The organism is Desulfarculaceae bacterium (genome assembly GCA_020444545.1).
Lineage (GTDB): Bacteria > Desulfobacterota > Desulfarculia > Desulfarculales > Desulfarculaceae > Desulfoferula.
Genome location: JAHLKT010000005.1, coordinates 28704 through 54697, shown reverse-complemented (window position 1 = coordinate 54697; position 25994 = coordinate 28704). Strand labels below are relative to the sequence as shown.

The following is a 25994-nucleotide window of genomic DNA, read 5'->3' as shown; positions in this document are numbered from 1 at the left end:
GCGTGAAAAAGGTTCGCGCGCGTTTGCTGACCTCGCATCCGCTCCTTGCCGGGGCGGCCGGGGCTCTTTTGGCGTTGGTTCTGTTCCTTGCCGCCGCTCCGGCCCTGGCCCGGAGCAGCAATATCCTGGACAAGGCCACCCTGGCCCAGATGCTGGAGGGCTGGGCCCCCCGCCTGGCCGCGGGCTATCCCCTCCGGGCAGACCACCCCAAGCTGGGGCGGCTCCGCCTGGAGCCCACCATCAGCCCCCGTTTGCAGACCGTGGCCGAGGGCTGGCTCAAGCCGCTCAAGAGCCACCGGGCGGCCATCGTATTGATGGAGCCCGACACCGGGCGGGTGCTGGTCATGGCCGGGGTGCGCAACCGCCGCCTGGACCCGGGCGTGGCCCTGGACGCCAGCGCCCCGGCGGCCAGCCTGTTCAAGATCATCACCGCCGCCGCCGCCCTGGAAGAGGCCGGCCTGGAGGCGGAAAGCCGGCTGGGCTACGTGGGACGCCCCCACACCCTGTACCGCTTCCAGCTTCGCGAAAAGCCGCGCTACCGGCCCCGGCTGGTCACCCTGGCCAAGAGCTTCGCCTCTTCCAACAACCCCATCTTCGCCCGCCTGGGCATCTACAACCTGGGTGGCCCCACCCTGACCAGCTACGCCCGGGCCCTGGGCTTCGAGCGGCGCCTGCATTTCGAGCTGCCCCTGGGGCCCAGTCCCCTGGTCCACCCCCACAACAACTTCGCGGTGGGCGAGATGGCCAGCGGCTACAACCGCATCACCAGCATGAGCCCCCTGCACGCGGCGGTGATGGTGGCGGCGTTCGTCAACGGCGGCCGCCTGCCCCAGCCCTGCGTGGTCAAGCGCCTGGTGCGCGAGGACGGCAAGGTTTACTACCAGAGCAGCCCCAAGCTGGGCCCGGTGGTGATCAGCCCCGAAACCTGCGACCAGATGCAGCTCCTGTTCGAGGCCACCGTGGAGTCGGGCACCGCCCGCCGCGCCTTCCGCAGGCTAAGCCGCGACAAGGTGCTGCGTTACCTGGACCTGGGCGGCAAGACCGGCACCATCCGGGGGCCGGACCGCAGCGAGCTCTTCGAGTGGTTCGCGGGCTACGGCCGCGACCCGGGCACCGGGCGCACCCTCACGGTGAGCGCCTTGGTGGTGCACGGCAAGGTGCGCTACGCCAACCCCAAGAAGCTGGCCCGCCGCATGCTCAGGGAGGCCTTCCGCTCCACCCTCTACGCCAACCGCCGCCTGCCCAACCTGAACTAGCCCCCCGGCTTCGCCAGCTGCCGGCATACGGCGTTGCTGGCCGCGTTCGAGCCTCGGCGTAGATCGCCGCTACGCCTGCGGCCCTCGCTTGCCAGGCGCCTTGTCTGCCGGCGGCTGGCTGTGCCGGAGCTGCATCGATTCGTGCTGGCTGGTTCCGGCCGTCCTTTGGCCGAACTTTGCGGCGGCCGGGCCACAAAAAAACCCGGCGCCCCCCCTGAGGAGAGCGCCGGGCGCTTGTTTTGCTTAGGAGGCCTAGAGGCCCTTGTTGACCGGGGCCTTCTTGTTCTTGGTGCTGGGCTTGAGGGTGAAGGCCACCACGTTGCTCACGCCCTTTTCCAACATGCCGCCGAAGATCTTCTGGGTGAAGCTGAGCACCAGGGCCGGACGGCCCACGTTGCCCACGTCGCCGATGGCGTAGTCGGTCACGTCGCCGCTGATGCGCGGGGTGCGCCAGTCCTCCACCATGGACAGGCCGTTCCAGCTCATGCCGAAGATGGTGCCCTGGTAGATCATGCGGGTCTTGGACATGACCATGCCCATGCGGCCCTGCACCTGCAAGCAGAGGATCTCGTGCCGGCCGTCCTTGTTCAGGTCGGTCAGGTACAAGCGGCTGAGCAGATACCACCAGGAGGACTCGTAGTCAGTGCCCTGCAAGGCCATGTACTGGATGAACTTGCTGGAGGCGTTGTAGGTCTCGCCGCTGATCCACATCTGCTGGTTTTTGTCGTTGTACACCCTCAGGTGCATGGTGGGACCGACGACCACCGAGAACAGGCGGCCCGACTGGTTCAGGTCGGCCAGGACGAAGTTGTAGAGCCACACGGTGTCGGGCACGTTGAGCTCGCGCTCCTCGGCCACCTTGCCGCCCTTGACCTGCATCTTGTACACCGGGCCCCAGAAGGGGCTGTCCACCGCGGCCTGCTGGCCCAGCAGCCAGTGCCCCTTGCCCAGGGGGTTGAGCTGCACCCGGAGGTAGTAGGCCACGTCCTTTTCCTTGAGGCGCGGCCCGCCATCGCTCCACTCCAACACGAAGCTTTCCACGCTCTCGAAGTTGCGGTTGGTGACGTAGATCTCCGGCCGCCCGTTGCCGTCGATGTCCGCGCAGTCCACGAACAGATACTCGCCCTTGGGGCCGTTCTTGAACTCGTAGAGCAGGCGGAAGGCATCGCCGCTGAGGCGGTAGAAGCGCAGGCGGTTATGGAACAGAACCAGCAGCTCGTTCTTGCCGTCGTTGTCGATGTCGGCCACCGCGATGGACTGCACGATGCCGTTGAGGCGCGGGCTGCGCCAGTAGCGGTCGCTCTCCACGCCGGAAAGCTGCTTGAGGAACAGCGGGTTCAGGGGGCTGATGTTGGCCGGCAGCTTGTCCATATCGCTGGAGCCGCCGGTGCGGCCCGCCGCGGCGGTCTTGGCCGGGGCGGCCGCCGCCTTCTGGGCCGCGATGGCGTCGGGCCGCTTGAATATTTCGGCGTTGATGCGCTGGGCGAAGCTGTTGATCTGGGGGATCACCGCATCCAGATCCTTGGCGTGCACATAGGCGGTCAGGGCCGGGCCGGCCTGGTCCACCTTGACCACCCGGGCGTCCACGCTGACGCTCTTGCCCAGCTTGGTGATGGAGCCGTAGACCACCACGTTGGCGCTCAAGTCCTTGCCGATCTGGCGGGCCTTGGTGTCGTTGTAGGGGGGCTTCACCTTATTGAGGACCGGGGTCACCAGATCGGGCTCGACCACGGTCACCTTGTCCTGCCAGGGCAGGCGGGAGGCCAGCATGTCCCTGAGGCCTTTCACCACGAAGGAGATGTCTTCCTGGCTGTTGGCGGTGAAGGGCAACACCACCACCCGCTCGGGTCCGGCGGCTGCCGCCGGCAAGGCGGCGCCCAGCAGGAACAGAGCCGCCAACGCGGCGGCCAAAATGCTGGAAAATCGACGGGTCTGCATCGGTTACTCCTCCACCTGTTGCCCCCTCAACCCCACGGGGCTAGGCGCAAAATTTTCGCCTGCCAAGCTCTATCACGACGCCCGCGGCCCCGTCAAGAAACAGCACCCGCACCGGCTCCCTTGACACAAGGCGGCCGGGGCACCATTATTCTCCTATTGATAGGCCGCGCCTACCGGCGCGTGCATTGGCCCTTATTCTACCACTGACCAGGGAGCCCGCCATGGACTGCCCCCATTGTAACCAGGAGCTGCCCACGCTCACCTGCGCCCACTGCGGCCAGGAAGCCCTGAGCGGCGCGGCCTTTTGCCACCACTGCGGCCACGAGCTGCCCGCCCCGGAGGGCGAGGAGCCCAAGCTGCTCACCTGCGCCAGCTGCGGCCAGAAGGCCCTGCCCACGGCCAACTACTGCCCCAACTGCGGCGAGTCGCACGCAGCCGAGGCCGAGCCCGGCGAGGCCTTCGACCCCAACGAGCGGGTGGCTTGCAGCGACGGCAGCTGCATCGGCATCATCGGCCCGGACGGCAAGTGCACCGAGTGCGGCCAGGCCTACAGCGGACCGGCCGAGTAGCGTCATGTATCGCTTGATGGTTACCGGCCGCTTTGCCGCAGCGCACAACCTGCGTAACTTCAAGGGACGCTGCGAGGCCCTGCACGGCCACAACTGGAAGGTCGAGGTGGTGGTCCAGGGCGAAAAACTGGACCAGGCCGACCTGCTCATGGACTTCGGCGAACTCAAGAAGATGATGAACCAGGCCATGGACCGGCTGGATCATTGCCACCTCAACGAGATCTCGCCCTTTGACCAGGTGAACCCCTCCAGCGAGCAGATCGCCAAGCACTTGTTCGAAGCCATCGCCCAGGGCCTGCCCGAGCACGTATCCATGTACTCGGTCTCGGCCTGGGAATCGGACGACAGCCGGGCCACCTACCTGGGCTGAAGCCCGGAACCAAGGCTTACAAATTGAATACAGGGGACCGGTCCCTTCGCGGGGCCGGTCTTTTTTCGGCCTCAGCAGATGCGCGGCAGGGGCTCGCCGGAGAGCATGTCCAGGATGCGCCGTCCCCCGGCAGCGGTGTTCATCCACACCTTGCCCGGCTTGGCCTCGCCGCAGCAGCCGATGATCGCCGCCCGCTTGCCCAGGGGGTGGGAGCGTAGCGCCTCCAGGGCCGCCTCGGCCTCGGCCCCCTCCACGATGCAGATCAGCTTGCCCTCGTTGGCCAAATAGAGCGGGTCCAGGCCCAAAAGCTCGCACACCCCGGCCACCGCCGGGTCTATGGGTATGGCCGCCTCGTCCAGCTCCATGTCCACCTTGCTGGCCTGGGCGATCTCGTTGAGCGCGGTGGCCAGCCCCCCCCGGGTGGGGTCGCGCAAAGCCTTGAGGCCCGGGCAGGCGGCGATGACCCCGGCGGCCAGGTTGTTCAGGGCCGCCGAGTCCGAGCGCAGCGGGGCGTCCAGGCCCAGGCCCTCGCGCGCGGCCATGATGGTCACCCCGTGGTCGCCCATGCTGCCCGAGACCAGCACCGCGTCCCCGGGCCGGGCCAGATGGGCCCCCAGCTCCAGGCCGGGGGGGATCACCCCGATGCCGGTGGTGTTGATAAACAGCTTGTCCGCCTGGCCCCGACCCACCACCTTGGTGTCCCCGGCCACCACCCGCACCCCGGCCTCGGCCGCGGCCAGGGCCATGGAGGCTACCACCCGCTCCAGGTCTGCGATGGCCAGGCCCTCTTCCAAGACGAACCCCACGGTGAGGTAGAGCGGCCGCCCGCCCCGCATGGTCACGTCGTTCACCGTGCCGTGCACCGCCAGGGAGCCGATGTCCCCGCCCGGGAAAAAGATGGGGTCCACCACGAAGCTGTCGGTGCTTATGGCCAGGCGTCCCTCGGGCGGCGGCACCACCGCCGCGTCGTCCATCTGGCTCAACACCTCGTTGCCCAGGTGCTTGGCGAAGACCCGGGCCACCAGCTCGGCGCTGGCCCGGCCTCCCGCGCCGTGGTCCAAGAGTATGCTGTCTTGCTTGCTCATGCCTCTCCCCCGCTTTGGCCTAAAGCACCGCCCCCACCTGCCAGGGCACGAACTCCTGGTCCCCGAAACCCAGGGCCTCGCTCTTGGTGGCCTGGCCCGAGGCGGTCTCCAGAATGCGCTCGAACACCGCCTGACCCATCTGGTCCACCGTGGCCTCGCCCTCGGCGATGGCCCCGCAGTCGATGTCCATGTCCTCGGCCATGCGCGCGTACATGGCGCGGTTGGTGGCCAGCTTCAGGGTGGGCGCGGGCCGCGAGCCGCACACCGTGCCCCGCCCTGTGGTGAAGCAGATCAGGTTGGCCCCGCCGGCCACCATGCCGGTGATGGAAACCATGTCATAGCCCGGGGTGTCCATGAACACCAGGCCCGGCGTCTCCACCGCATCACCGTACTGGTACACCTGGCATAGATTGGTGGTGCCCGCCTTGGCCACCGCGCCCAGGGATTTTTCCAGAATGGTGGTCAGGCCGCCGGCCTTGTTGCCCGGGGTGGGGTTCACGTTCAGGCTGGCCCCGTGTTGCGAGGAGTACACCTCCCACCACCGCACCCGCGTGGCCAGCTTCTGGCCCACCTCCGGGCTCACCGCCCGCCGGGTGAGCAGATGCTCGGCCCCGTAGATCTCGGGCGTCTCGGCCAGGATCGCGGTGCCCCCCTGGGCCACCAGGCGGTCCATGGCCGCGCCCAGGGCCGGGTTGGCGGTGAGTCCCGAGTAGGCGTCCGAGCCGCCGCACTCCAGACCCACCTTGAGCATACTGGCGGGAAGGGGCTGGCGCTGTGCCTTGGCCGCCTCGGGCAGCATCTCCTTGATCGCCGCCAGGCCCCACTCCACCGTCTTGGCGGTGCCCCCGGCATCCTGGATGTTCATGGCCCTGAGGAGCTGCCCTTGCTCCAGGTTCATGTTCTCCATGAAGGCGTCCAGCTGGTTCACCTCGCAGCCCAGGCCCACCACCAGCACCCCGGCGAAGTTGGGGTGGCGGGCATAGCCGGCCAGGGTGCGCTGCAAGTGGGCATAGCCCACCGATCCCGAGCTCTGGCCGCAGCCCGAGCCGTGCCCCAGGGGCACCACCCCGTCCACGCCGGGATACTGGGCCACCAGCTCGCGGGCCGCCGAGGCAATGAAGTGGCACACCGAGGCCGAGCAGTTCACCGTGGCCAACACGCCCAGATAGTTGCGCGTGGCCGCCCGGCCGTCGGGACGCAGATAGCCCTGGAAGATGGCCCGCTGTTCGGGGGGCACCATGAGCGTGGGCTTCACGTCCTCGCCGATGGCCAGGTCGCGGGCGAAATCTCCGAAAGCCAGGTTGTGGGTGTGCACCCATTCCCCGGCCGCTATGGGCGTGGAGGCCGCGCCGATGATCTGGCCGTACTTGCGCACCTGGTGCCCCTCGGGCAGGTCGCGCCGGGCCAGCTTGTGCCCGGCCGGGATGTCCCCGGCGCAACTCAGGCCGTGCCCGGCCAGCTCGGTCCCGGCGGGCAGCCCGGTCAGGGCCACCAGCACGTCGTCGTCGGGATGCAGCAACAGGACCGGGGATTTTGAGGGGCTCATGGTGTCTCCTACGGGTTGATCAATCTTCGCGGCGGTAGCGGTGCCAGGCGGCGCAGGTGCCCTCGGCCGAGACCATGCAGGGCCCCACCGGGCTGGAGGGCGCGCAGACCGTGGCGAAAAGCTTGCACTCCGGCGGGGTGATGAGCCCGCGCAGCACGTCGCCGCAACGGCAGCCGGGGTGATCCTGGGCCGGGGGCACGCTCACGTCGAACTTCTTGGCCGCGTCCAGATGGGCGAACTCTTCGCGCAGAGCCAGACCGCTCAAGGGAATGAGCCCCAGGCCGCGCCAGGGCGCGTCCACCGGCTCGAAGTAGCGGTTCATGAGGGCCACGGCGGCCGGATTGCCCTCGGGGCGCACGGCCCGCTTGTAGGCTATCTCCACCTTGCTCTCGCCCGCCTCCACCTGCCTCACCAGCATGAGGATGGCGGCCAGCACGTCGGCTGGCTCGAAGCCGGCCACCACGCAGGGCAGGCCGTGCTCGCGGGCCACGGGCTGGTAGCAGGCGGTGCCGATCACCGTGGTCACGTGGCCCGGGCAGAGGAAGCCGTTGAGCCCCAGGTCCGGCCCGCCCAACAGGGCGGCCAGGGCCGGAGGCAAGAGCTTGTGCGCGCTGAGCACGCTGAAATTTTTCAGGCCTTGCTGGTCGGCGGTCATGAGCGCGGCGGCCACCGTGGGCGCGGTGGTCTCGAAGCCGATGCCCAGGAACACCACCTCGTCCTCGGGCCGCTTGGCGGCCAAGCCCACCGCGTCCAAAGGCGAGTAGACCACCTCCACCGCCGCCCCGGCGGCGCGCTCTCCGGCCAGGGAGCCCTCGCTGCCCGGCACCCGCACCAAATCGCCGAAGGTGGCCACCACCACGCCCGGGGTGCGGGCCAGCTTGATGGCCCGATCGATCTCCTCGGTGGCGGTGACGCACACCGGGCAGCCCGGCCCCGAAACCATGGACACCGTCTCGGGCAGCATGGCGTGCAGGCCGTGGCGGGCCAGGGCCATGGTGTGGGTGCCGCAGAGCTCCATGAAGCGGGCGGGCTTGCTGCTGGCCGCGCGGATGCGGGCGCCCAGCTCGCGGGTGATCTGGGGGTCGCGGTATTCGTCCACGTGTTTCACGATTTCCCCCCGTCCGGAGTGAAGGTGGTGACGCCGCCGGGGTCCAGGCCGTTGGCCCAGGCGTTGGCCGCGGCCACGGCCTGGCCCAGGCTCAGACCGCCGTCGTTGGACGGCGCCAGTGCCGCAGTGTACACCGTGAGCCCCGCGCCCTCCAAGGCCGCAGGCAGCCCGGCCAGCAGGCAGGCGTTCATTAAGCAGCCGCCGCCCAAACAGGCGCGTGTGAGGCCGCTCAGCTCGGCCCCAGCCTGGGCCCAGGCGCTCAGCCCGGCCAGCAACCCGGCATGAAAACGGGCCGACACCGTGGCCGCGTCCGCCCCGTTCAAAACGTCTTCAACCACAGCCATCACCGCCGGGCCCCAGTCCAGCTCCAGCAGGCCTTCCGTCTCGCGCAGGGCAAAGGGGTAGCCATCGGCCAGGGCCTGCATAGCCTGCTCCAGTTCGACAGCCGCCTGTCCCTCGTAGGCCACCTCTTCGCGCAGGCCGCACAAGGCGGCCACGCCGTCGAAGAGCCGCCCCAGACTGGAGGTCAGCGGGGTGTTGATCCCCTGGGCGATCATGCGGCTTATGAGCGGCAGGTGCTGGCCGCGCCGCTCCACCAGGCCCAGGGCCAGGCTGGCGGCCTCCTCCGGGCCGAAGACCTCGTGCAAGAGCGACCAGCCCACCCGCCAGGGTTCCTTGACCGCCGCCTCTCCCCCGGGCAGGCCGAAGCGCCGGAGCCGCCCCAGGCGGCGGTATCCCCCGGCCCGCGCGGCCAAAAGCTCCCCGCCCCACACCGTGGCGTCGTCGCCAAATCCGGTGCCGTCCAGGCACAGTCCCAGCACCTCGCCGCTCAGCCCGTGCTCGGCCATCACCGCCACCGCGTGGGCGTGGTGGTGCTGCACCCTTACCACCGGCAGGCCGCGCTCCACGGCCCACTTGCTGGAGAGGTAGTCCGGGTGCAGGTCGCAGGCGATCACCTGGGGCTCGGCTTCCAGGATGCGGGCCAGATGCCCGGCGGTGAGCTCGAAAAACTCCAGGGTGCGCAGATCGTCCAGGTCGCCCACGTGCTGGGAGAGAAAAGCCTCGCGGCCTCGCAGCAGGCACAGGGTGTTCTTCTGGTGGGCCCCGGCGGCCAGGATTGGCGGGCAACCCTCGGGGGCCACGCCCGGAGCCAGAATCAGGGGCGAGGGCACGAAGCCCCGCGAGCGGCGCATCTGGCGCAAGGCCCCGCCCACCACCCGCACCACCGAGTCGTCGGAGCGCAGGTGGATGTCCCGGTTGTGCAGCAGGAGCTTGTCGGCAATGGCCCCGCGCGCGGCCTTGGCCCCGATGCGGCACACCGCCTCGTGGTTGTCCAGGCAGATGGGCTCGTCGCTCACGTTGCCGCTGGTCATGACCAGGGCCTTGAGGCCGCGCTCGGCCGCCGCAGCCAGCAGCAGGTGGTGCAGCGGGGTGTAGGGCAGGAGCAGGCCGATGAGCCGGTTGCGCGGGGCTACGGAGGGGGCCAGGGGCGCACCCTCCCGGCGGGGGACCAGCACGATGGGCCGCTCCCGGCTGGCCAGGGCCTCCGCGCTGGCCTGGTCCAGCTCGGCCAGGGCGCGGGCTTGTTCCAGCCCGGCCACCATCACCGCCAAAGGCTTTTCCTCGCGGTGCTTGCGCCCCCGCAGGCGGGCCACCGCCTCCTCGCTGGCAGCGTCGGCCGCCAAATGGAAGCCGCCCAAGCCCTTGACGGCCAGCACCTCGCCCTTAGCCAAGGCCTCGGCGGCCTCGGCCACCGCGTCGTCAGCCGCTAGCTCGTTGCCCTCGCCGTCGGCCAGCCAGAGGCGCGGCCCGCACACCGGGCAGGCGGTCGGCTGGGCGTGGAAGCGCCGATCCGTTGGGTCGTGGTACTCGGCCCCGCAGGCCGGGCACATCTCAAAGGCCTTCATGGTGGTCAGGGGCCGGTCGTAGGGCAGGTCTTCGATGATGGTGTAGCGGGGGCCGCAGTGGGTGCAGTTTATGAAGGCGTAGCCGTGGCGGCGGTCAACGGGGTCGAGCATCTCGGCCAGACAGGCCTCGCACACCGCCACGTCGGGAGAGATCAGGGTGGAGCGTTTGCCGCCCTCCGAGGCCCGGATCTCAAACTCGCTCTCGCCGGGCTCGGGCTCGGCGGTTTGGCGCTCCACCCGGTGGATCACGGCCAGGGGCGGGGCCTGGGTCTCCAGGCGGGCGAAGAACTCCTCCACCGCCTCGCCGCCGCCCTGCACGGCCAGCTCCACCCCGGCGGCGGTGTTGCTCACCCAGCCGGTGAGCCCCAGACCCCGCGCCAGGTTGTAGACAAAGGGCCGGAAGCCGACCCCCTGCACCACCCCCTCCACCCGGGCGAGCTCTCTTGTGGTTTTGGCGCTCACTTGGTTCGGCCTGTGAAAGGCGCTCCCGTAACCCCGTAGGCCAAGAGGCGTTCAAATCCGTCGCCGAGGGACGAAGTTGCAGCGCTTTTTAGCCGCAGGCGTACACGCCAGCACGTCGAGGCTGAAAAGCGCGAAACGAGTTCCGCAGGCAGGAGTTGGACGCCTCCCGGCATCAATGCCTAGCCCTTGACCCAGCTAACCAGCCAGTCGATCCATTGGTCGATGCCCTCGCCGGTGCGGCAGGAGAGGTCGAAGACCTTCTGCTCGGGGTTGAGCTGATGGCAAGTGCGGTGGATGCGCTCCAGGTCGCAGTCGATATAGGGCAGCAAGTCTATCTTGTTCACCAGGAGCACCCCAGCCTGCTGGAACAAGGCGGGATACTTGCTGGGCTTGTCGTCGCCCTCGGTGGTGGAGAGCACCGCCACCTTCATGTCCTCGCCCAGGTCGAAGTCCACCGGGCAGACCAGGTTGCCCACGTTTTCGATGATCAGAAGGTCCAGCGCGTCCAGATCAAGGGCGGCCAGGGCCTCGCCGATCATCTGCCCGTCCAGGTGGCAGGCGCCCTGGGTCTGGATCTGCACCGCCGGCACCCCCACCGCGGCCACCCTCCGGGCGTCCTCGTCGGTCTGGATGTCGCCCTCGATCACCGCGCAGGCCAGGCGTCCTTGCAGGCGTTTCAGGGTCTGCTCCAGCACGCTGGTCTTGCCCGCGCCGGGGCTGGAGATCAGGTTGAGCACCTTCACTCCGCTGTCCGCGAAGCGTTTGCGGTGCCCCTCGGCCAACTTTTCGTTGGCTTCCAGAATGCTGCGCCCCACCTCTATCTCGGCCATTTGCGTATCGCTCCCGGCGGCTTCATTCCGCCTCGATGTGATCCACGTATAGCTCCTGCCCCCCGGTGAACTCGATATCCTTGGACCCGCAGTGCGGGCACTGGTCCACCAGGCGGCTCATGTCGATCTCCCCTTCACAGGCGTGGCATACCCCCTGGGCCGGGGCCTGCTCGACGACCAGCTCGGCCTCGGCGGCCTTGGTGCCCTCCTTGATCAGATCAAAGCTGAAAGTGAGCGCCGAGGGCACCACCCCGGCCAGGGCGCCTATCTTCACCGCCACCTTGGTCACTTTGTTCACCTGGTGGCGGCGGGCCTCGTCCAAAACGATGGCCAGCAGGGATTGGGCGATGGAAAGTTCGTGCAAGTTTTTCCCGCAAGCTAGGGATGTTACGAAGGCTTTTGAGAGTAGCACGGCCGCGCGGAAGGGGTCAACCGGGCCAAGGCCGCTTGGCTTGGCTGGGCCTCGGGGCTCTGGTAGACTGCTCAGGCAGTATATGGAGAATGCATTGCCACCCGCTCCTCCCGCAGCTCCCCGCAAACGGCGCTGGCTCAGGCGCCTGGTGCTCTGGGGTTTTTCCCTGGTCCTGGTGTCGGCCATCCTGGCCGCCGGGGCGGCGGTGGTGGGCTGGTTCTACATCACCGAAGACCTCCCCCAAATCGAGAGCATCGCCGACTACCGCCCCGCCTCGGTGACCCGGGTGCTGGCCGCCGACGGCTCGCTGATGGTCCAGTATTACCACCAGCGGCGCTTCGTGGTGCCGCTGAGCCAGATCAGCCCCCTGGCGGTCAAGGCCTTCGTGGCCGCCGAGGACGGCAACTTCTTCCATCACCAGGGCATCGACCTGGCGGGCATCGCGCGGGCCACCGTGGCCAACATCAAGGCGGGCCGGGTGGTGCAGGGGGCCAGCACCATCAGCCAGCAGGTGGCCCAGGCGCTACTCAACACCCCGGCCAAGGCCTGGGTGCCCAAGATCAAGGAGATGGTCTTCGCCTGGCGCATGGAGCAGACGCTCTCCAAGCAGGACATTCTCTACATTTATATGAACGAGATATACCTGGGCCACGGGACCTACGGAGTGGAGGCCGCGGCGCGCACCTATTTCGGCAAGCCGGCCAAGGACCTCAATGTGGCCGAGGCGGCGCTCATCGCCGGGCTCATCCAGGCCCCCAGCCGCTACAGCCCGCTCAGGCACCCCCGCCGGGCCCGCACCCGCCAGGTTTACGTCATCGAGCGGATGCAGGCCGACGGCTTCATCAGCCCCGAGCAGGCCCAGGCCGCCCTGACCCAACCCCTGGACATCAAGCTGCACCGGGCCAAGACCGTGGCCGCGCCCTACTACGAAGAGACGGTACGCCAGTGGCTGGAGGAGCGCTTCGGCAAGAAGGTGCTCTACGAGCACGGCCTCACCGTGCACACCGCCTGCGACCCGGCCATGACCGCCGCGGGCCGCGCGGCCATCAAGAAGGGCCTGGCCCAACTTACCCGCCGCCAGGGCTATTTCGGCCCCATCAAGCGCCTGGGCGCTGCCGAGCTGGACCAGGCTCGGGCCGTGCCGGTGGGCCGGGGTGAGCTGGAGCCCGGAAGCAAAGCCAAAGCGGTGGTCACCGCCGTGGACCCCGGCCGCCAAGTGGCCGAGCTGCGCCTGGGGCCGGCCCGGGGCTACATACCCTTTGAGCAGGTGCGCTGGGCCCTGCCCCCGCGCAAGCGCCCCGAGGACCACCGCTCGCCGCTCAAGAGCATCAGCGAGGTCTTCCGTCCCGGCGACGTGGTGCTGGTCAAGGTGGGGGACTACAACTCCAAGACCCGCCGCTGGGAGCTGGTGCTGGTGCAGGAGCCGGTGGCCCAGGCCGCCCTGTTGGCCATGGAAAACCAGACCGGCCGGGTGCGCGCGCTCATCGGCGGCTCGGACTTCGGTAAGAGCCAGTTCAACCGGGCCCTGCAAGCCCGCCGCCAGCCGGGCAGCGCCTTCAAGCCCATCATCTATGCCGCCGCCCTGGACCACCCCAAGCAGGTCTACACCTCCTCCACCGTGGTCCTGGACGCGCCCATCACCTATGACGACCCCACCCAGCCCGGCGAGAAGTGGCGGCCCAAGAACTACGAAGGCCGCTTCTACGGCCCCACCACCCTTAGGCAAGGCCTGGCCCACTCGCGCAACGTGGTCACGGTGAAGCTGCTCTCGGACCTGGGCCTGGGCTACGTGGTGGGCTACGCCCGCCGTTTGGGCATCGCCAGCGAGCTGGTGCCCAACCTCTCCCTGGCCCTGGGCACCAGCGGCCTCACCCTGCTGGAGCTCACCCGGGCCTACGGGGTGTTCGCGGACCACGGGATGCTCATGGAGCCGGTGTTCGTGGAGCGGGTGAGCGACGCCACCGGCAAGGAGCTCTACAAGGCCCAGCCGGTGGAGCGCCAGGTCATCTCGCCCCAGACCGCCTATCTGACCACCCACCTGCTCCAGGGGGTCATCGAAGAGGGCACCGGGCGGCAGATGCTCTCGCTCAAGCGGCCCCTGGCCGGCAAGACCGGCACCACCAACGACCTTCGCGACGCCTGGTTCATGGGGTTCAGCCCCCAGCTCATCTGCGGGGTGTGGGTGGGCCAGGACGACAACCAGCCCCTGGGCCGCAAAGAGACCGGGGCCCGGGCGGCGGGGCCCATCTGGCGATACTTCATGGCCGAGGCCCTCAAGGGCCAGCCCGCCTCGGACTTCCCGGTGCCCGAGGGCGTGGTGTTCGCGCGGGTGAACCGCCTGAGCGGCCAGCCGGTGCCCGCCGGAGGCAAGGGCGGCTTCTTCGAGTCGTTCCGGGAAGGCCGCCAGCCCCAGCCCGGCCAGGCCAATCCCGGTCAGGCCGAGGGCCGCCCCCAGGACTTTTTGCAGTCCGAGACCTTCGGCCCCCAAGGCGCGGCGCCCCCGCCCACCACGCCGTCGCCGCCCACCGCGATCTACCCCCAGCCCGATCCCACCGAAGGGCACTAGACGAGCCGCCGTGGCATAAAAAAGCGGCCCCCCGCGTGGGAGGCCGCTTTGGCGTTTATTTGTGGACCGCTTAGATGTCCCGGAGCTGCTCCTGGGATACCTGCACCACGGTGAACTCGTGCTCCAGCTCCTCGGTGAGGGACTTGAGCCGGTCCTCGGTCATGTCCGCGATGCGGATATACACGTTGCGGCAGCCCTCCTCGCACATGTCGTAGGAGGTGAGGATCGAGACCATGCGGCCGCCGTGCTTGCGGATCACGTCGGCCACGTCCTTGATGGAGCCCGGCCGGTCCTCCAGGTTCAGGGCGAACTGTACCCCGCCCCGGTACACGCCGGTGATGCTGGTCAACACCCGGAACACGTCGCCTTGGCTGAGGATGCCCACCACCTTGCCGTCTTCCAACACGGGCAAGCCGGTGATCTTGTGCTCCAGCATGATCACCGCGGCCTTTTCCACCGTGTCGTCGGGTCTGATGGTCATGACCTTGCGGCTCATGATGTCCTTGACTTTGAGCTCGCTGAGCAGATAGTACAGCTCATGCACGTCAAGGGTAGTGGCCTTGCTGGGGCTGGCCTCCTTGAGATCCCGGTCGCTGACGATGCCTACCAGGGCGCCTTTTTCGTCGACCACGGGCAGCCGGCGAACGTTGTTCTCCTTCATCAACTGCGACGCCTTCATCACCGAGGTGTCCGGCGTGACGGTCACGGGGTCGGCCGTCATCCAATACTTGACCAGCATCTACATCCTCCCGGCTACGTAATTCCGCGTTAAATATTGCGTAGGTCCGGGCGAGGGGCCCGGCCTCTTCATTGTAGCCCAATGCTTGTGTAACCGCACGTACCAAGATACAATCCCGCCCGGGTTCCTTGTCAAGTTTTTTAGGATTAAGGCGGCCATAAGCCATCATGAGGGCGCAAAACAGCAGCGACGACCTGGCCTGGGCCCAAATATGGCTGGGCGATGACAGCCCCCTGGCCGGGCTCATTCCGGGCTACGCCCCCCGCCAAGGGCAGATCGACATGGCCGCGGCGGTTAACCAGGCGCTCAGGCAGGAGGTGCCCCTGGTGGTGGAGGCGGGCACCGGCACGGGCAAGACCCTGGCCTATCTACTGCCCGCGGTGGCCAGCGGGCTCAAGGTGGTGGTTTCCACCGGCACCCGAACCCTGCAAGACCAGATCGACCAAAAGGAGCTGCCCCTGATCAAGAAGGCCCTGGCGCCCGAGCTGCGCTGGGCGGTGCTCAAGGGGCGCACCAACTATCTCTGCCAGCGGCGCTACCTGGGCCTGGCCGCCCAGCCGGACCTGTCGTTGCCCGGCGTCAAACCCTCCCTGGCCCGCCTGGCCGAGTGGCTGGAGAGCACCGAATCCGGCGACCTGGACGAGGTGCGCGGCTCGGGGCTGAGCGAGGCGCTGTTGGCCGAGGTGACCAGCAACAGCGAGCAGTGCCTGGGCGGCCGCTGCCCCAGCCGCGACACCTGCTTTCTCATGGAGGCCCGGCGCAAGGCCGCCGAGGCCGAGGTGGTGGTGGTGAATCACCACCTGTTCCTGGCCGATCTGGTGCTGCGCTCCGGCGGCCACGGCGAGGCCCTGCCCCGCTACCAGGCGGTTATCTTCGACGAGGCCCATCTGTTGCCCGAGGTGGCCACCGCCGCTTTCGGGGTGGGGGTGAGCAGCCAGCGTTTGTCCCTGCTGCTCCGCGACGTGCTCAAGGAGCTGCCCACCAAGTCCGGGGCCGCCCAGGCAGCGGGCGCGGTGGAGGCCACGGGCAAGCGCCTGTTCAACCGGCTGCGCAAGCTCCTGGGGCCGGGAGGCCGGGCCACCCTGAGCCCGGAGCAGCTGGAGGGCCTGGCCCCGGCCGGCAGCGACCTGCAAGAGGCCCTGGAAGCCCTGGCCAAAGCCCTGCCCGCCAGCAACGAGGCAGCCGAGGCACTGGCCGAGCGGGCCCACGCCCTGGCGCGAGACCTGGAGGCCGCCGCCCAGCCGGTGCCCGGCCACAGCGTGGCCTGGGCCGAGGCCCGGGGCGGGGGCAGCCTGCATCTCTCGCCGGTGGAGGTGGGGCCCCACCTGGAGCTGGCCCTGTACGAGCACCTGGGACGCCTGGTCTTCACCAGCGCCACCCTGGCCCCCCTGGACGACCTCACGCCCTTTTGCGCCCGCCTGGGCCTACCCACGGAGACCCGGCAAAAGATCGTGGCCTCGCCCTTTGACCCCGCCTCCCAGGCGCTGCTCTACGTGCCCAAGACCATGCCACCGCCGAACAGCCAGGCCTTTGCCTCGGCGGTGGCCAAGCAGGTCAAGGAGCTTTTGGCCCACAGCCGGGGCCGGGCCTTTGTCTTGTTCACCAGCCACCGCAACCTGGAGGCGGTGAGCGGGATGCTGGCCTCGGAGCTGCCCTTCCCGGTGCTGGTGCAGGGCGAGGCGCCCCGTCTGGAGCTACTCAAGCGCTTCGTGGATGAGAGCCCCAGCGTGCTTTTCGCCACGGCCAGCTTTTGGCAAGGGGTGGACGTGCCCGGCCCAGCGCTCAGCGCGGTGATCGTGGACAAGCTGCCCTTCGCGCCGCCGGACGATCCCCTGGTGGCCGCGCGTTGTCAGCGCATCGAGGAAGAGGAAGGCAAGAGCGGCTTTGCCCATCTGCTGTTGCCCGAGGCCATCCTGAGCCTCAAGCAGGGCCTGGGCCGCCTGCTCAGAACCCCCACCGACCGGGGGCTCTTGGCGGTGCTGGACGTTCGCCTGGTTCAAAAGGGCTACGGCAAGCGCTTCCTCAAGGCCCTGGCTCCGGTGCCCCTCACCCACGACCTGGGCGAGGTGGCCCGTTTCTTCGAGGCGGAGGTTTGATCGGCTAGATGCTGGGGAAGGCCTTCAGCTTGTTGAGCAGCTCCGCGCCCACCCCCACGGCCAACATGCCCAACACCACCACCAGGCTGACCCCGACGATGAGCACCAAGGGCAGGAAGATGGCGAAGAAGGTGCGCCAGCGGCCGGTCTCGTGGGCCGCGGCCAAACCGCCCACGGCCACCACCAGGCCCCAGACGGGCATGAGCGCCATGCCCAGGAAGGGCACCAGCACGAAGACGTTGGTGGCCTGGCCATAGGCCATCACCCGGAAGGTGGCCCGCACCCCATGCTTGGTGCCCCTAAGTATCCACAAGCAGAAGTGAGTGACCCAGGCGGCCAGGAACATGGAGGCCAGCACGGTGAGCGGCGAGAAGATCAGGCTGAGCAGGGCCGAGCGAAAGCTCGCGTACTGGTAGCCCAGGCCGTGGCCCCAGAAGACTTGCAAGGCCTGGCCCAGGGTGCCCAGGATCAGGCCAAAGCTCAGGGCCCAGGCCCAGCCGGGCCGGGCCGGGGCCGCGAAAAAGCGCATGGGATGGATCAGCACCTGGCCGATGCTCCGAAACAGGCGCGAGAAAAAGCCGCCCTCCCCTTCCCAAGGCACGTAGTCTTGGGGCTCCGGGGCCGGGCCGCCCAGGGGCAGGGGCGGTATGGGCGGCGCGGGAGGCGTGCCGGGCAGGTCCACCTCCTGGTGGCAGGTGGGGCAGGTGGCCGTGCCGGCCAGGCCGCCGGGCGCGGCGCTCTCGCCGTCCACCTCGCTGCCGCAATAGGGGCAATAGGCTGCCATCAGCTTTCCTCCTGGCGGGCCTTGGATTTGCGCCGCGACCAGCGCCGCACGAATCCCGCCACTCCATCAGGGTCCTCGCGCAGGGCCTTTTCCTCGGCCAGCTTTTCGCCGCCGTCCTTGGCCGTGGCCGCCGCGCGCAGACAATCCACCCGCGCGGCGCAGTCCCAGCAGCCGGCCGCGATCTCGCGCAGGCCCTGTTCGCTGGTGGGGAACACGCGCTCCAAGTCGCCGAAACAATCCGGGCGGGTCGGGGCGGGGTTGCTCATGTTTTGGGGCCTCCCTGGCGGCTGGGGTATACTGGGGAAAGCATAATTGGCCGGGGCGGCCGGGTCAAACCTTTATGCCGCGCCCCATCCCCGTGAGAACCCAGCCCGCATTTTTCATGAGAGTTGGGTGGCATTAAACAAAGAACCAAGGTTCATGGGGCCGTTATAAAAAAAGTATCCACGCTGTCAGAGTACTGCCTGTACCCTGGCCCGGCACAGCCAGCCGCCGGCAGACAAGGCGTCTGGCAAGCGAGGGCCGAAGGCGTAGCCATACCTACGTCCAGGCCCGAGCGCAGCCAGCAACGCCGTATGACGGTGGCTGGCGCAGCCGGACACCCGGCTCTCATGAAATATGCGGGCTAAGGCCCCCAAGGAGGCGACATGCTGCTGGCCGACAACCTGTACTTCTACCCCTGGACCCAGACCCAGGGGAACAACTGCAACAGCGTGCTCATCGCGGGGGAAGCCCCCACCCTGGTGGACCCGGGGCACAGCCAGCTCTACGGCCACGTGGAGAACGGCCTGGCCGGCGACGGCTTCCGCGAGGAACCGCCCCTGGTGATCATGACCCACTGCCACCCCGACCATCTGGAGGCCGCGGCCCAGCTCCAACGGGCCGGAGCCAAGCTGGCCATGAGCCAGGCCGAGATCGACTACATGCACGGCGAGGGCCGGGCCCTGGCCCGCGCCCTGGGCATGAACTTCCCGGAGATCACCATCGACCTGATCCTGGACGAGGGTGAGCTGACCCTGGGCGGCCACACCCTGGAGGTGATCTCCACCCCGGGGCACAGCCCGGGCCACCTGTGCCTCTACTGGCCCGCCAACAAGGCGCTCATCGCTGGCGACCTGGTCTTCGCCCAGGGGGTGGGCCGGGTGGACTTCCCCGGCGGCAACGCCAACCAGCTCAAGGACTCCATCAAGAAGGTGGCCTCCCGGGACATCGAGCTGCTGCTCCCCGGCCACGGCCCCATCGTCAAAGGCAAGGATCAGGTGGCCAAGAACTTCGAACTGATCGAGAAATACTACTTCCCCATGCTTTAGGCGCGGATCATTGGATAATCGACTGTCCGGCAAGCGACCAAAGGTATCCCTTTAGGTTTTGAAATAAAGGCCGAGTGGGGCACTCATCAGTTGTAGCCATCACGCTGTGAGCCATTTTCCTAGGTGGCCCTCCTGAAGCCTTGTGGGAGGAAAGCTCATGTTTGAAACCCAGAACATATCTGGTTGGCTGCTGCTTGCTATTTCGATAGCAGGAGGCGTGGTTACAGGTGCGACAATGATAATCACAAGTTATCTAACCAAAAAATCAGAGGAGAACAAAAGCCTTCAGGCCCTTGTCTTCAACGCGGCTATCGAGAACTGGAAGCTTACATATGAATACGTACGCAGTAATGTTCCTAATGGGAAAACAATCATTTTCCCTCCTCTTGAAACTTTTTTAGTCCACATGTGGAAAGCACAAGAAATCATGTTTGATAAGGGCACGACATCCGAGAATGTTGAAAGTCGGCTCAGGGAGCTTTCTCAGTTCTCCAAATCTGCTATGGGTGCTTATCAGGACAGTGAGAAATCCACACCTGACGAGGCGATGCCCCAACCAGCTGAGTAGGCATCCTTCTCCCCTTTTCACTACCTGTTTTTCCTTCTGTCGATCCAGTATGTTACATACAGGCTCCGAAAACGATGCCTTTCTCCCTTGGGGGAACTAACCGCCGGGCGCTGCACTCAGTGCCCGGTATTTTTTTGTCTCCGAATATAAGGCTGGTCCCCATGCTCCAGACGCGGCCCTTGGCCGGGCTAGGGCTGCCAGGTCTCGATCTCGGCGGGCGGGTTGGCCGCTCGCCATTGCTCGAACTCCTCGGGCGTGGTCACCCCGGCGGTCATCACCGCCTTGTAGATATCCACCCCCCGGGCCTTGTTGGCGCGCTCCTGGGCGCTTTTAATGGCAAGCACCGCCAGGCGATGCTCGTCGGTCAGCTTGGCCTCCAGGGCGGCGGCCAGGCCGTCGGCCAGCCCGGCGTTGGGGTGGTCGTGGGCCACCAGCCAGTTGTCGATGTCCCACAGGTCGCCACGCTCGTCCTCGTAGTCCACCCGCCAATACAGGCCCTGGTCCGGGGTGTCCATGGCGTTCAGAAAGAACACCGAACGCACCCCGGGCACCTGGGCCAGCTCGCTGATTACCGCGAAGCCATCGGCCATCCGGGGGGTCTCGGTGTATATCTCCAGGTCCAGGTTGGGATGGCGCATCAGGCCGAAGCGTAGCGACCCCACCAGCACCGGCCGCCCCACGCGGGCCCAGCGCTCGCGCAGGCCCAGGCGGCTTAGCACCTCCCAACCCCGCGCTTGCAATTCCGTGGCCTTGGCCAAAAGCTCCTGCTCTTTCATCATGATGTGTTTTCTCCTGGCCCCGAGGGCCGCTGTCCAGCCTTAATTCCGGCGATGAACCAGGCGGGCGTTTTTCAGGGGGTCCCTAGACTGGGCTGATTGGGGCTAGCCCTGCTCCAGCAGGCCGCGCTCTTCCAAAAGCTGCATCACCATGGCCACCTGCGAACCGGCCAGAGTGCCCCCCAAGGACATGGCGATGGAGCACACCTCCAGCACTTCTTGCGCCGTGGCTCCCTTTTGCAGCGCCATGTCGCTCTGGCCCAATATGCAGCCTTTGCAACCGGCGATAATCCCGCCGCACAGGGCGATGAGATGCTTGGTCTTGGCTTCGAGGGCCGAGCCTTGGTAGACCGCCTCGAAATGGGCCATGAACAAGCCGCCGTGCTCGGGCTGATGCTCAAAATACTTCTGGTATCCGGCCCGTATTTCGGCCAGCTCCTCGGATCTGCTCATTTCCCTCTCCTCCATTCATGCGGCTCGGCGGCCGCATCCCCACTCTACAGGGCGGCCAGCAGTTCGTCGCCCGCCGCCCGGAGCGCGGCCTGGGGGCCGCTCAGGGCCTGGCTGGCGCGGGCGGCATGGTCAGGGTGGGCCAGGGGGTTGGGGCGCAGGGCCGGCCCGCCTATGCGCAGCCCGGCCAGCTCGCCACTCATCTCGGCGGCCAGCTCGGCGTGCAAGGCCTCGCGGGCCTCGGCCCGCTGGTCCAGAGCCCGGGCCACCGCTTGCCAGGCCCCCTCTCCCGCTTCGCCGGCCAATACCCGCAAGCCATCCAGGGCCTCCGCGCGGTCATCGGACAGAGCTTCCAGCAAAGCCCGGGCCGCTCCCTGGCGCGCGGGGCCGGGCTCCAGGGCGGTCAGCTCCGCGGCCGGGGCCTCGCCCTCCAGCAACCGGCGGGCCAGGGCGCGGCCCTGTTCCTCGGCCTCGCGGCGGCTGTCGTCCTCGCCCGCTCCCAGGGCGGCGGCGCGCTCCAGGGCGATCTCCAAAGCTGATTTGATCTCGGCCATGCCTTGCTCCCAAAAAGATCAGGGGCCGCCCCGGATGGAGCGGCCCCTGAGGGTTGCTTGTTGGGTCAGATGCCTATTCGGGGGGCTCCCAGTCGTCGTCCAGCTCGACCCCGAAGTGCTCCCACTGGGCCTCGGCCTCGGCGTGGGCCTTCTCGACCTCTTCCTCGCTCCAGGGCTCTACTATAATGGCTTCGGCCAGCAGTTCCCAGAGGTAGAAGGTTTCGATCTCCAGATCATACTCCTTGGTCAAGGCCTTCATGATCTGGTCGCGGCAGTTGTGGCAGGGGGCCACCACGATCTCGGCCCCGGTCTGCTCGATCTGCTCGGCCTTCTTGCGGCCGTAGTAGAGGCGCTCGTTGGTGTAGGGCATGGCCCAGGCGCCGCCGCCCGCGCCGCAGCAGAAGTTGTTTTCCCTGGTGGGATAGGTGTCCACCCAGGTGTCGCAAATCTGGTCGGTGATCCAGCGGATCTCGTCGTAGTAGGCCTTGCCAAAGGCCTTCTCGCTCTTGCGGCCGTAGTTGCAGGGGTCGTGCACGGTGGCAAGCTTGCCCGCGAACTTCTCGCGGTCGATCTTGACCCGGCCTTCCTTAATGTATTCCATCATCAGCTCGAAGATGTTCATAACCTTGAACTCTTCGAAGACCTCGGGGAACCACTTTTTGAAACTAAGCCTAGTTCCAAAGTACGCGTGGCCTCACTCGGGTAGGAGAAGCACCTCGGCTTTCACCTTGCGGGCGTTCTCCAAGACCCGCCGCGCCTGCTCCTTCATGGACTCGTCGTCCCCGCCGAACAGGCCCCAGGTAACGCCCTCCCAGTTCTCGCTGGAAACGGTCCAGCTCTCATGGGCGGCGTAGTAGATCTTCCACCAGAACTTCATGTCGTCCGGCTCGCCGAAGGGCTCCTTGGAGTTCACCGTGGAGATGACCCGGGCGCCCACCTTGTCCACCGGAACGTAGAAGCCGGGGAAGCCCTCGTCTTCCATCTCCTTGGACATGTCGGCCAGCAGGAACAGCCAGTCGTCGTAGGGGATACCCAGGTTGTTGCCCCGCTCCATGGACATCATGGTGCCCTTGTGGATCGGTCCGGGCACCTTGTCCCGCTCACGCAGGCCGCGCGCGGTGCGCATCATGGCCAGGATCTCCACGCCCATGGGGCAGGCGCGCTCGCAGCGCCCGCACAGGGTGCAGACCCAGGGGAAGCGGGAGTTGATCAGTTCGTCGTCAAGCCCCAGGGCGGCCATGCGCACCGCCTTGCGGGGGTCCATGCCGTCGACGCCGGTGACGGGACAGCCGCCGGCGCAGGTGCCGCAGGTGAGGCACACATCGGCCCATTTGGGGTCCACGCGCAGTTTGGACTCGCGTTTGCCCAGTTTGATCGGCTCTTGGCTCATTCATCCTCTCCCAGAATGACCGGACGGGAAGCCGCTTAGTCGACTATCGCCCCGCCCGCTGCTTGTGCTGGGTTGCCGGCCCGAAAAGCCTATAGCTTACCGCGCAGCCGGGCATTCATTCATTGTTAACCTATATCAATCCCGGCCCGGAAGCAAACTTTTATCGATGTCTCCGGGCCGGGATTGCGTCTCCTAGTATTCCTTGGGAAGCTGGTCCAGATGGGCTTTGGTGAAGACCGGGCCGTCCTTGCAGACATACTCCGGCCCCACGTTGCAGCGGCCGCAAATGCCGATACCGCACTTCATGCGGTTCTCCAGGCTCATCACGATCTGCTCGGGCTGCCAGCCCAGCTTGTCGAACACCGGCTGGGTAAAGCGGATCATCACCGGCGGGCCGCAGATAAGGGCCACCGCGTCGTCGGGCTTGGGGGCCACCTCTTCGCAAACCGTGGGCACGAAGCCCACCAGGCCGTCCCACCCCTCGGCCTCGCGGTCGATGGTGATGTTCACGTTGGCCTGGCCGCTTTCCCGCCAGGAACGCCACTCGTCTTCATAGAGCAGCAGGCCCGGGGTGCGCGCGCCGTAGATAAAGGTGATGTCGCCGTATTTGGAGCGGTTGGCCGGGTCCAGCAGCCAGATCATGGTGGAGCGCAGGGTGGTCACCGCGAAGCCGCCGGCCACGATGACGATGTTCTTGCCCTCCATCTCCTTGAGGGGGTAGCTGTTGCCCAGCGGACCCCGCACGCCCATGATGTCGCCCTCGTTCATGTTGTGCAGTTGGGTGGACACGCTGCCCACCTTGTTCACCGTGAACAAGAGGTCGTTGCCCTCGGTGGGGCTACTGGCTATGCCGATGGGGATCTCGCCGTAGCCCGAAACGCTCAGCTCGGCGAACTGACCGGGGATGTAGTTGAAGTCCTCGCCCTCCTGCTCGTTGATGAACTCCAGGAGAAAGGTCTTCAGCTGCTTGTCCTCGGTGGCCACCTCGGCCTTCTTTATGCGGACCGGATAGGGAACGTATGTGTTACGCATAACTTCTTGGCCTTTGCGCTAAGCGTTCATGTCGTTGACGACGCGGCGCACGTCGATGTTCACCGGGCAGAGCACCACACACCGCCCGCAACCGACGCAGCCGATCTCGCCGCCGCGCTTGACCGGAATGTACTTGAACTTGTGCATGAACCGCTGGCGCACCCGGTCTTTCTTGGTGCCCCGGGGGTTGTGGCCGGTGCCGTGCATGGTGAACAGCCAGCTCATGCAATTGTCCCAGTTGCGCACCCGGCGGCCCTCGGTGCCCTGGGTCTCGTCCTGAATGTCGAAGCAGTGGCAGGTGGGGCAGACGTAGGTGCAGGTGCCGCAGTTGAGGCAGTTCTCGAACACCCGGTCCCACATGCCCGCCTCGTAGAGCTCCATCACCGAGCGCGAGTTCACGTTGTCCATGCCCACCGAAGAGCTGATCTTGCCCTCGGCGGTGGTTGCCTGCTCGGCGGCCGCGGCGGTGTCGCCCTCGGCGGCGTCGTCCAGGCCCTCGGCCACGGCCTCGCCCTTTTCGGTCAGGGAGCGCACCAGGAGCTTGTCGCCCAGGTCGAACAGCAGGGCGTCCAGGCCGGTGGTGGAGGCGGGGCCGCAGTTCATGGAGGTGCAGAAGCAGCTGGGGCAAGGATCGGAGCAGGCCAGGCCCACCAGGGTGGTCATGTCCCGCTTGTCCTTCCAGTACAGGTCGTTGGTCATCTCGTCCTGCACGAAGATCAGGTCCAGGACCTGGAAGGCCTTGGCGTCGCAGGGACGGATGTTAAGAAGCAGGCGTTTTTTGTCCAGGGGCGGCTCGGCCTCCATGACCATCCCGCTCTCGTGGTCCTGGACGTTCTTGAAGCGCATCAGGACTTCGGTCTGGGGGAAGAAGAAGTCCTTGGGGCTCATGCTGGTGTTGGAAAACTCCCAGAGGGCCTTGCCGGCGTCCTCCAAGGGGGCCCATTGGGCCTTGCCTTCCACCTCCTGGGGCGCGTAGACCTCGTAATCGGCCTGCAGTTTGCCCAGGAAGTCGGCCAGCTTGTCTTTGGCCAGTATCTTGTCAGCCATGGCTAAGCCTTCCTACTTGATGAATTCCTGGGGATCGTTGGGCCGATAGACGCTCAGGGGCGGCGTCTCTTCCAGGTCCATGCCCGGCGAGTATCCGTAGAGCTCGCGGACGTCCTTCTCGATCTTGCTGGTGAAGCGGCGCACCTTGATGCCCTGGGGGCAGGCGCTCTCGCAGGCCCCGCAGTCGGTGCAGCGGCCGGCGCAGTGGAAGGCCCTCAGGATATGGAAGGTGGCCACGTCGGCCTCGTCTTGGGTTTTGCCGCACCACTGGGGCATGGACTCGTCCACGAAGCACACGTGGCAGTAGCACAGGGGGCAGGCGTCCCGGCAGGCGTAGCAGCGGATGCAGGAGTCGACCTCGTCGATGAAGGCTTCCCAGCGCTGGGCCGGCTCGAGCTTCTCCCAGGGCGCGGCCACCGCGTCGATGTTGCCGCCCCAGTCGGAGGGGCCCTCCTCGGCCATCATCTCGTCGACGATCACCGGGTTGCGCTGCACGCAGGTGTAGCAGTTGTCGCGGCGCACTTCCTTCTGGGAGATGCGCTCCTCGAAACCGTTGCCCTTGACGATGAGATCCTCGCCGTCCACCGTCACCTCGGTGATGGTTTTCAGCGGGAAGCGCTCGGCCACCTTGCGGCGGTCCACCATGCCCGGGCTGGGCACGCCCAGGATGTAGACATCCTCGCGGGCGATCTGGTTTTCCTTAATCAGCCCCACGATGCTGCGGCTCACGCAGCCCTGGGCCACGATGGCCACCTTGCCGATCTCGCCCTTGGGGCGGCGGATCAAAAAGTTGGCCAGGTTGTTACAGCAAAAGGGCGACCAAGTCAGGTTTTGGGCTTCTTCCGGGGTGTAGGCGAAGTAGGGGTAGTCGCGCATGGGCACCGTGCCCTGGGCATAGCCGATCACGCAATCCACCTTGCCTTCGCTGAGTAGCTTGGCCGCGGCTTCCCTGATTTTTTCAGCCACCGCTTCCATCAGGCCACCTTCCGGACGTCTTTGATCATGTGCTTGGCCGGGCCCAGAGCCTTGACCGACTCGGTCACCTCGATCACCGTGTCTTGGAACTTGGTGGCCTCGGCGGATGAGATCCAGCTGAAATGCAGCCGACCGGGTTCAATGCCAACGTACTCCAGGAGATTCTTGAGGACGGCGAACCGCCGCCGGGCGAAGAGGTTGCCAGCAATATAGTGGCAATCGCC

At 67.0% G+C, this 25994-nt stretch carries 26 protein-coding genes; 7 read left to right on the top strand and 19 right to left on the bottom strand.

The window, feature by feature from the left end; translation table 11 throughout:
- Window positions 1-2: 2 nt before the first annotated feature.
- On the top strand, window positions 3-1256 hold the full coding sequence (locus KQH53_15325) for a hypothetical protein (protein MCB2228050.1): 1254 nt from the start codon (window positions 3-5) through the stop codon (window positions 1254-1256).
- 252 nt (window positions 1257-1508) lie between these two features.
- On the opposite strand, the gene KQH53_15320 is transcribed toward KQH53_15325, so the two are convergent.
- The gene (locus tag KQH53_15320; protein ID MCB2228049.1) at window positions 1509-3194 is read right to left on the bottom strand and encodes a VCBS repeat-containing protein; all 1686 of its coding nucleotides are present in this window, start codon (window positions 3192-3194) and stop codon (window positions 1509-1511) included.
- 221 nt (window positions 3195-3415) lie between these two features.
- Between KQH53_15320 and KQH53_15315 the strand changes: the two genes are divergently transcribed.
- Both KQH53_15315 and queD read left to right on the top strand, forming a co-directional pair.
- A complete protein-coding gene (locus tag KQH53_15315; GenBank protein MCB2228048.1) occupies window positions 3416-3763 on the top strand; it encodes a zinc ribbon domain-containing protein in 348 nt (115 codons plus the stop codon).
- A 4-nt stretch (window positions 3764-3767) separates the two neighbouring features.
- Window positions 3768-4133: a 6-carboxytetrahydropterin synthase QueD gene (gene queD / locus KQH53_15310; GenBank protein MCB2228047.1), complete on the top strand. Its 366-nt coding sequence runs from the start codon at window positions 3768-3770 to the stop codon at window positions 4131-4133.
- Window positions 4134-4204: 71 nt separating this feature from the next.
- On the opposite strand, the gene hypE is transcribed toward queD, so the two are convergent.
- From hypE to hypA, 6 genes are all read right to left on the bottom strand, one after another.
- Entirely contained in the window at window positions 4205-5218 is a 1014-nt protein-coding gene (gene hypE, locus KQH53_15305; GenBank protein MCB2228046.1) for a hydrogenase expression/formation protein HypE, read from the bottom strand.
- 19 nt (window positions 5219-5237) lie between these two features.
- Window positions 5238-6764 carry an altronate dehydratase family protein gene (locus KQH53_15300; protein MCB2228045.1) on the bottom strand — a complete coding sequence of 509 codons (1527 nt, stop codon included), beginning with the start codon at window positions 6762-6764 and terminating at the stop codon, window positions 5238-5240.
- 19 nt (window positions 6765-6783) lie between these two features.
- The gene (gene hypD / locus KQH53_15295) at window positions 6784-7872 is read right to left on the bottom strand and encodes a hydrogenase formation protein HypD (protein MCB2228044.1); all 1089 of its coding nucleotides are present in this window, start codon (window positions 7870-7872) and stop codon (window positions 6784-6786) included.
- On the bottom strand, window positions 7869-10241 hold the full coding sequence (gene hypF / locus KQH53_15290) for a carbamoyltransferase HypF (protein MCB2228043.1): 2373 nt from the start codon (window positions 10239-10241) through the stop codon (window positions 7869-7871). The genes hypD and hypF overlap by 4 nt, the downstream gene beginning before the upstream one ends.
- Before the next feature lie 179 nt (window positions 10242-10420).
- Window positions 10421-11071, bottom strand: a complete 651-nt coding sequence (gene hypB, locus KQH53_15285; GenBank protein MCB2228042.1) for a hydrogenase nickel incorporation protein HypB — start codon at window positions 11069-11071, stop codon at window positions 10421-10423.
- A gap of 22 nt (window positions 11072-11093) precedes the next feature.
- Entirely contained in the window at window positions 11094-11435 is a 342-nt protein-coding gene (hypA, locus tag KQH53_15280; protein ID MCB2228041.1) for a hydrogenase maturation nickel metallochaperone HypA, read from the bottom strand.
- A 142-nt stretch (window positions 11436-11577) separates the two neighbouring features.
- Here hypA and KQH53_15275 point away from each other — a divergent pair, with 142 nt between their 5' ends.
- Window positions 11578-14049, top strand: coding sequence for a PBP1A family penicillin-binding protein (locus tag KQH53_15275; protein MCB2228040.1), 2472 nt, complete (start codon window positions 11578-11580; stop codon window positions 14047-14049).
- A 70-nt stretch (window positions 14050-14119) separates the two neighbouring features.
- Here the strand turns inward: KQH53_15275 and KQH53_15270 are convergent, their stop codons facing one another.
- A complete protein-coding gene (locus tag KQH53_15270; GenBank protein ID MCB2228039.1) occupies window positions 14120-14788 on the bottom strand; it encodes a CBS and ACT domain-containing protein in 669 nt (222 codons plus the stop codon).
- A gap of 167 nt (window positions 14789-14955) precedes the next feature.
- On the opposite strand from KQH53_15270, the gene KQH53_15265 reads away from it, so the two are divergent.
- Window positions 14956-16884 carry an ATP-dependent DNA helicase gene (locus KQH53_15265; protein MCB2228038.1) on the top strand — a complete coding sequence of 643 codons (1929 nt, stop codon included), beginning with the start codon at window positions 14956-14958 and terminating at the stop codon, window positions 16882-16884.
- 4 nt (window positions 16885-16888) lie between these two features.
- Here the strand turns inward: KQH53_15265 and KQH53_15260 are convergent, their stop codons facing one another.
- Window positions 16889-17668, bottom strand: coding sequence for a YIP1 family protein (locus KQH53_15260; protein ID MCB2228037.1), 780 nt, complete (start codon window positions 17666-17668; stop codon window positions 16889-16891).
- Complete coding sequence (locus KQH53_15255; GenBank protein MCB2228036.1) at window positions 17668-17934, bottom strand: hypothetical protein; 267 nt, start codon at window positions 17932-17934, stop codon at window positions 17668-17670. Before KQH53_15255 ends, KQH53_15260 begins: the two co-directional genes overlap by 1 nt.
- Before the next feature lie 381 nt (window positions 17935-18315).
- Here KQH53_15255 and KQH53_15250 point away from each other — a divergent pair, with 381 nt between their 5' ends.
- Both KQH53_15250 and KQH53_15245 read left to right on the top strand, forming a co-directional pair.
- Window positions 18316-18978 (top strand): MBL fold metallo-hydrolase, encoded by a 663-nt coding sequence (locus tag KQH53_15250; protein ID MCB2228035.1) that lies wholly within the window; start codon window positions 18316-18318, stop codon window positions 18976-18978.
- 157 nt (window positions 18979-19135) lie between these two features.
- Window positions 19136-19546, top strand: coding sequence for a hypothetical protein (locus tag KQH53_15245; GenBank protein MCB2228034.1), 411 nt, complete (start codon window positions 19136-19138; stop codon window positions 19544-19546).
- A gap of 188 nt (window positions 19547-19734) precedes the next feature.
- On the opposite strand, the gene KQH53_15240 is transcribed toward KQH53_15245, so the two are convergent.
- The 9 genes from KQH53_15240 to KQH53_15200 all read right to left on the bottom strand — a co-directional run bounded on the left by KQH53_15240 (window position 19735) and on the right by KQH53_15200 (window position 25979).
- Complete coding sequence (locus KQH53_15240; protein MCB2228033.1) at window positions 19735-20325, bottom strand: hypothetical protein; 591 nt, start codon at window positions 20323-20325, stop codon at window positions 19735-19737.
- 102 nt (window positions 20326-20427) lie between these two features.
- Entirely contained in the window at window positions 20428-20775 is a 348-nt protein-coding gene (locus KQH53_15235) for a carboxymuconolactone decarboxylase family protein (protein MCB2228032.1), read from the bottom strand.
- Between the two features lie 44 nt (window positions 20776-20819).
- Window positions 20820-21326, bottom strand: a complete 507-nt coding sequence (locus KQH53_15230) for a hypothetical protein (protein ID MCB2228031.1) — start codon at window positions 21324-21326, stop codon at window positions 20820-20822.
- A gap of 73 nt (window positions 21327-21399) precedes the next feature.
- Window positions 21400-21948, bottom strand: coding sequence for a (Fe-S)-binding protein (locus KQH53_15225; protein MCB2228030.1), 549 nt, complete (start codon window positions 21946-21948; stop codon window positions 21400-21402).
- 72 nt (window positions 21949-22020) lie between these two features.
- On the bottom strand, window positions 22021-22716 hold the full coding sequence (locus KQH53_15220) for a 4Fe-4S dicluster domain-containing protein (GenBank protein MCB2228029.1): 696 nt from the start codon (window positions 22714-22716) through the stop codon (window positions 22021-22023).
- A gap of 192 nt (window positions 22717-22908) precedes the next feature.
- Complete coding sequence (locus KQH53_15215) at window positions 22909-23748, bottom strand: FAD/NAD(P)-binding protein (GenBank protein ID MCB2228028.1); 840 nt, start codon at window positions 23746-23748, stop codon at window positions 22909-22911.
- A gap of 18 nt (window positions 23749-23766) precedes the next feature.
- On the bottom strand, window positions 23767-24795 hold the full coding sequence (locus KQH53_15210) for a 4Fe-4S dicluster domain-containing protein (protein ID MCB2228027.1): 1029 nt from the start codon (window positions 24793-24795) through the stop codon (window positions 23767-23769).
- Window positions 24796-24807: 12 nt separating this feature from the next.
- A complete protein-coding gene (locus KQH53_15205; protein MCB2228026.1) occupies window positions 24808-25770 on the bottom strand; it encodes a 4Fe-4S ferredoxin in 963 nt (320 codons plus the stop codon).
- Complete coding sequence (locus KQH53_15200; protein MCB2228025.1) at window positions 25770-25979, bottom strand: hydrogenase iron-sulfur subunit; 210 nt, start codon at window positions 25977-25979, stop codon at window positions 25770-25772. The genes KQH53_15205 and KQH53_15200 overlap by 1 nt, the downstream gene beginning before the upstream one ends.
- Window positions 25980-25994 lie beyond the last annotated feature (15 nt).

What these genes read in the sequence shown, in the direction of transcription:
- KQH53_15210 (MCB2228027.1), bottom strand. Translation starts at nt 24,795, where the DNA reads ATGGCTGACAAGATACTGGCCAAAGACAAGCTGGCCGACTTCCTGGGC.
- hypB (MCB2228042.1), bottom strand. Translation starts at nt 11,071, where the DNA reads ATGGCCGAGATAGAGGTGGGGCGCAGCATTCTGGAAGCCAACGAAAAG.
- KQH53_15270 (MCB2228039.1), bottom strand. Translation starts at nt 14,788, where the DNA reads ATGCTGGTCAAGTATTGGATGACGGCCGACCCCGTGACCGTCACGCCG.
- KQH53_15315 (MCB2228048.1), top strand. Translation starts at nt 3,416, where the DNA reads ATGGACTGCCCCCATTGTAACCAGGAGCTGCCCACGCTCACCTGCGCC.
- KQH53_15260 (MCB2228037.1), bottom strand. Translation starts at nt 17,668, where the DNA reads ATGGCAGCCTATTGCCCCTATTGCGGCAGCGAGGTGGACGGCGAGAGC.
- hypE (MCB2228046.1), bottom strand. Translation starts at nt 5,218, where the DNA reads ATGAGCAAGCAAGACAGCATACTCTTGGACCACGGCGCGGGAGGCCGG.
- KQH53_15225 (MCB2228030.1), bottom strand. Translation starts at nt 21,948, where the DNA reads ATGAACATCTTCGAGCTGATGATGGAATACATTAAGGAAGGCCGGGTC.
- KQH53_15220 (MCB2228029.1), bottom strand. Translation starts at nt 22,716, where the DNA reads ATGAGCCAAGAGCCGATCAAACTGGGCAAACGCGAGTCCAAACTGCGC.
- KQH53_15255 (MCB2228036.1), bottom strand. Translation starts at nt 17,934, where the DNA reads ATGAGCAACCCCGCCCCGACCCGCCCGGATTGTTTCGGCGACTTGGAG.
- KQH53_15230 (MCB2228031.1), bottom strand. Translation starts at nt 21,326, where the DNA reads ATGGCCGAGATCAAATCAGCTTTGGAGATCGCCCTGGAGCGCGCCGCC.
- queD (MCB2228047.1), top strand. Translation starts at nt 3,768, where the DNA reads ATGTATCGCTTGATGGTTACCGGCCGCTTTGCCGCAGCGCACAACCTG.
- KQH53_15300 (MCB2228045.1), bottom strand. Translation starts at nt 6,764, where the DNA reads ATGAGCCCCTCAAAATCCCCGGTCCTGTTGCTGCATCCCGACGACGAC.
- KQH53_15320 (MCB2228049.1), bottom strand. Translation starts at nt 3,194, where the DNA reads ATGCAGACCCGTCGATTTTCCAGCATTTTGGCCGCCGCGTTGGCGGCT.
- KQH53_15240 (MCB2228033.1), bottom strand. Translation starts at nt 20,325, where the DNA reads ATGATGAAAGAGCAGGAGCTTTTGGCCAAGGCCACGGAATTGCAAGCG.
- KQH53_15250 (MCB2228035.1), top strand. Translation starts at nt 18,316, where the DNA reads ATGCTGCTGGCCGACAACCTGTACTTCTACCCCTGGACCCAGACCCAG.
- KQH53_15265 (MCB2228038.1), top strand. Translation starts at nt 14,956, where the DNA reads ATGAGGGCGCAAAACAGCAGCGACGACCTGGCCTGGGCCCAAATATGG.
- KQH53_15245 (MCB2228034.1), top strand. Translation starts at nt 19,136, where the DNA reads ATGTTTGAAACCCAGAACATATCTGGTTGGCTGCTGCTTGCTATTTCG.
- KQH53_15215 (MCB2228028.1), bottom strand. Translation starts at nt 23,748, where the DNA reads ATGCGTAACACATACGTTCCCTATCCGGTCCGCATAAAGAAGGCCGAG.
- KQH53_15205 (MCB2228026.1), bottom strand. Translation starts at nt 25,770, where the DNA reads ATGGAAGCGGTGGCTGAAAAAATCAGGGAAGCCGCGGCCAAGCTACTC.
- KQH53_15235 (MCB2228032.1), bottom strand. Translation starts at nt 20,775, where the DNA reads ATGAGCAGATCCGAGGAGCTGGCCGAAATACGGGCCGGATACCAGAAG.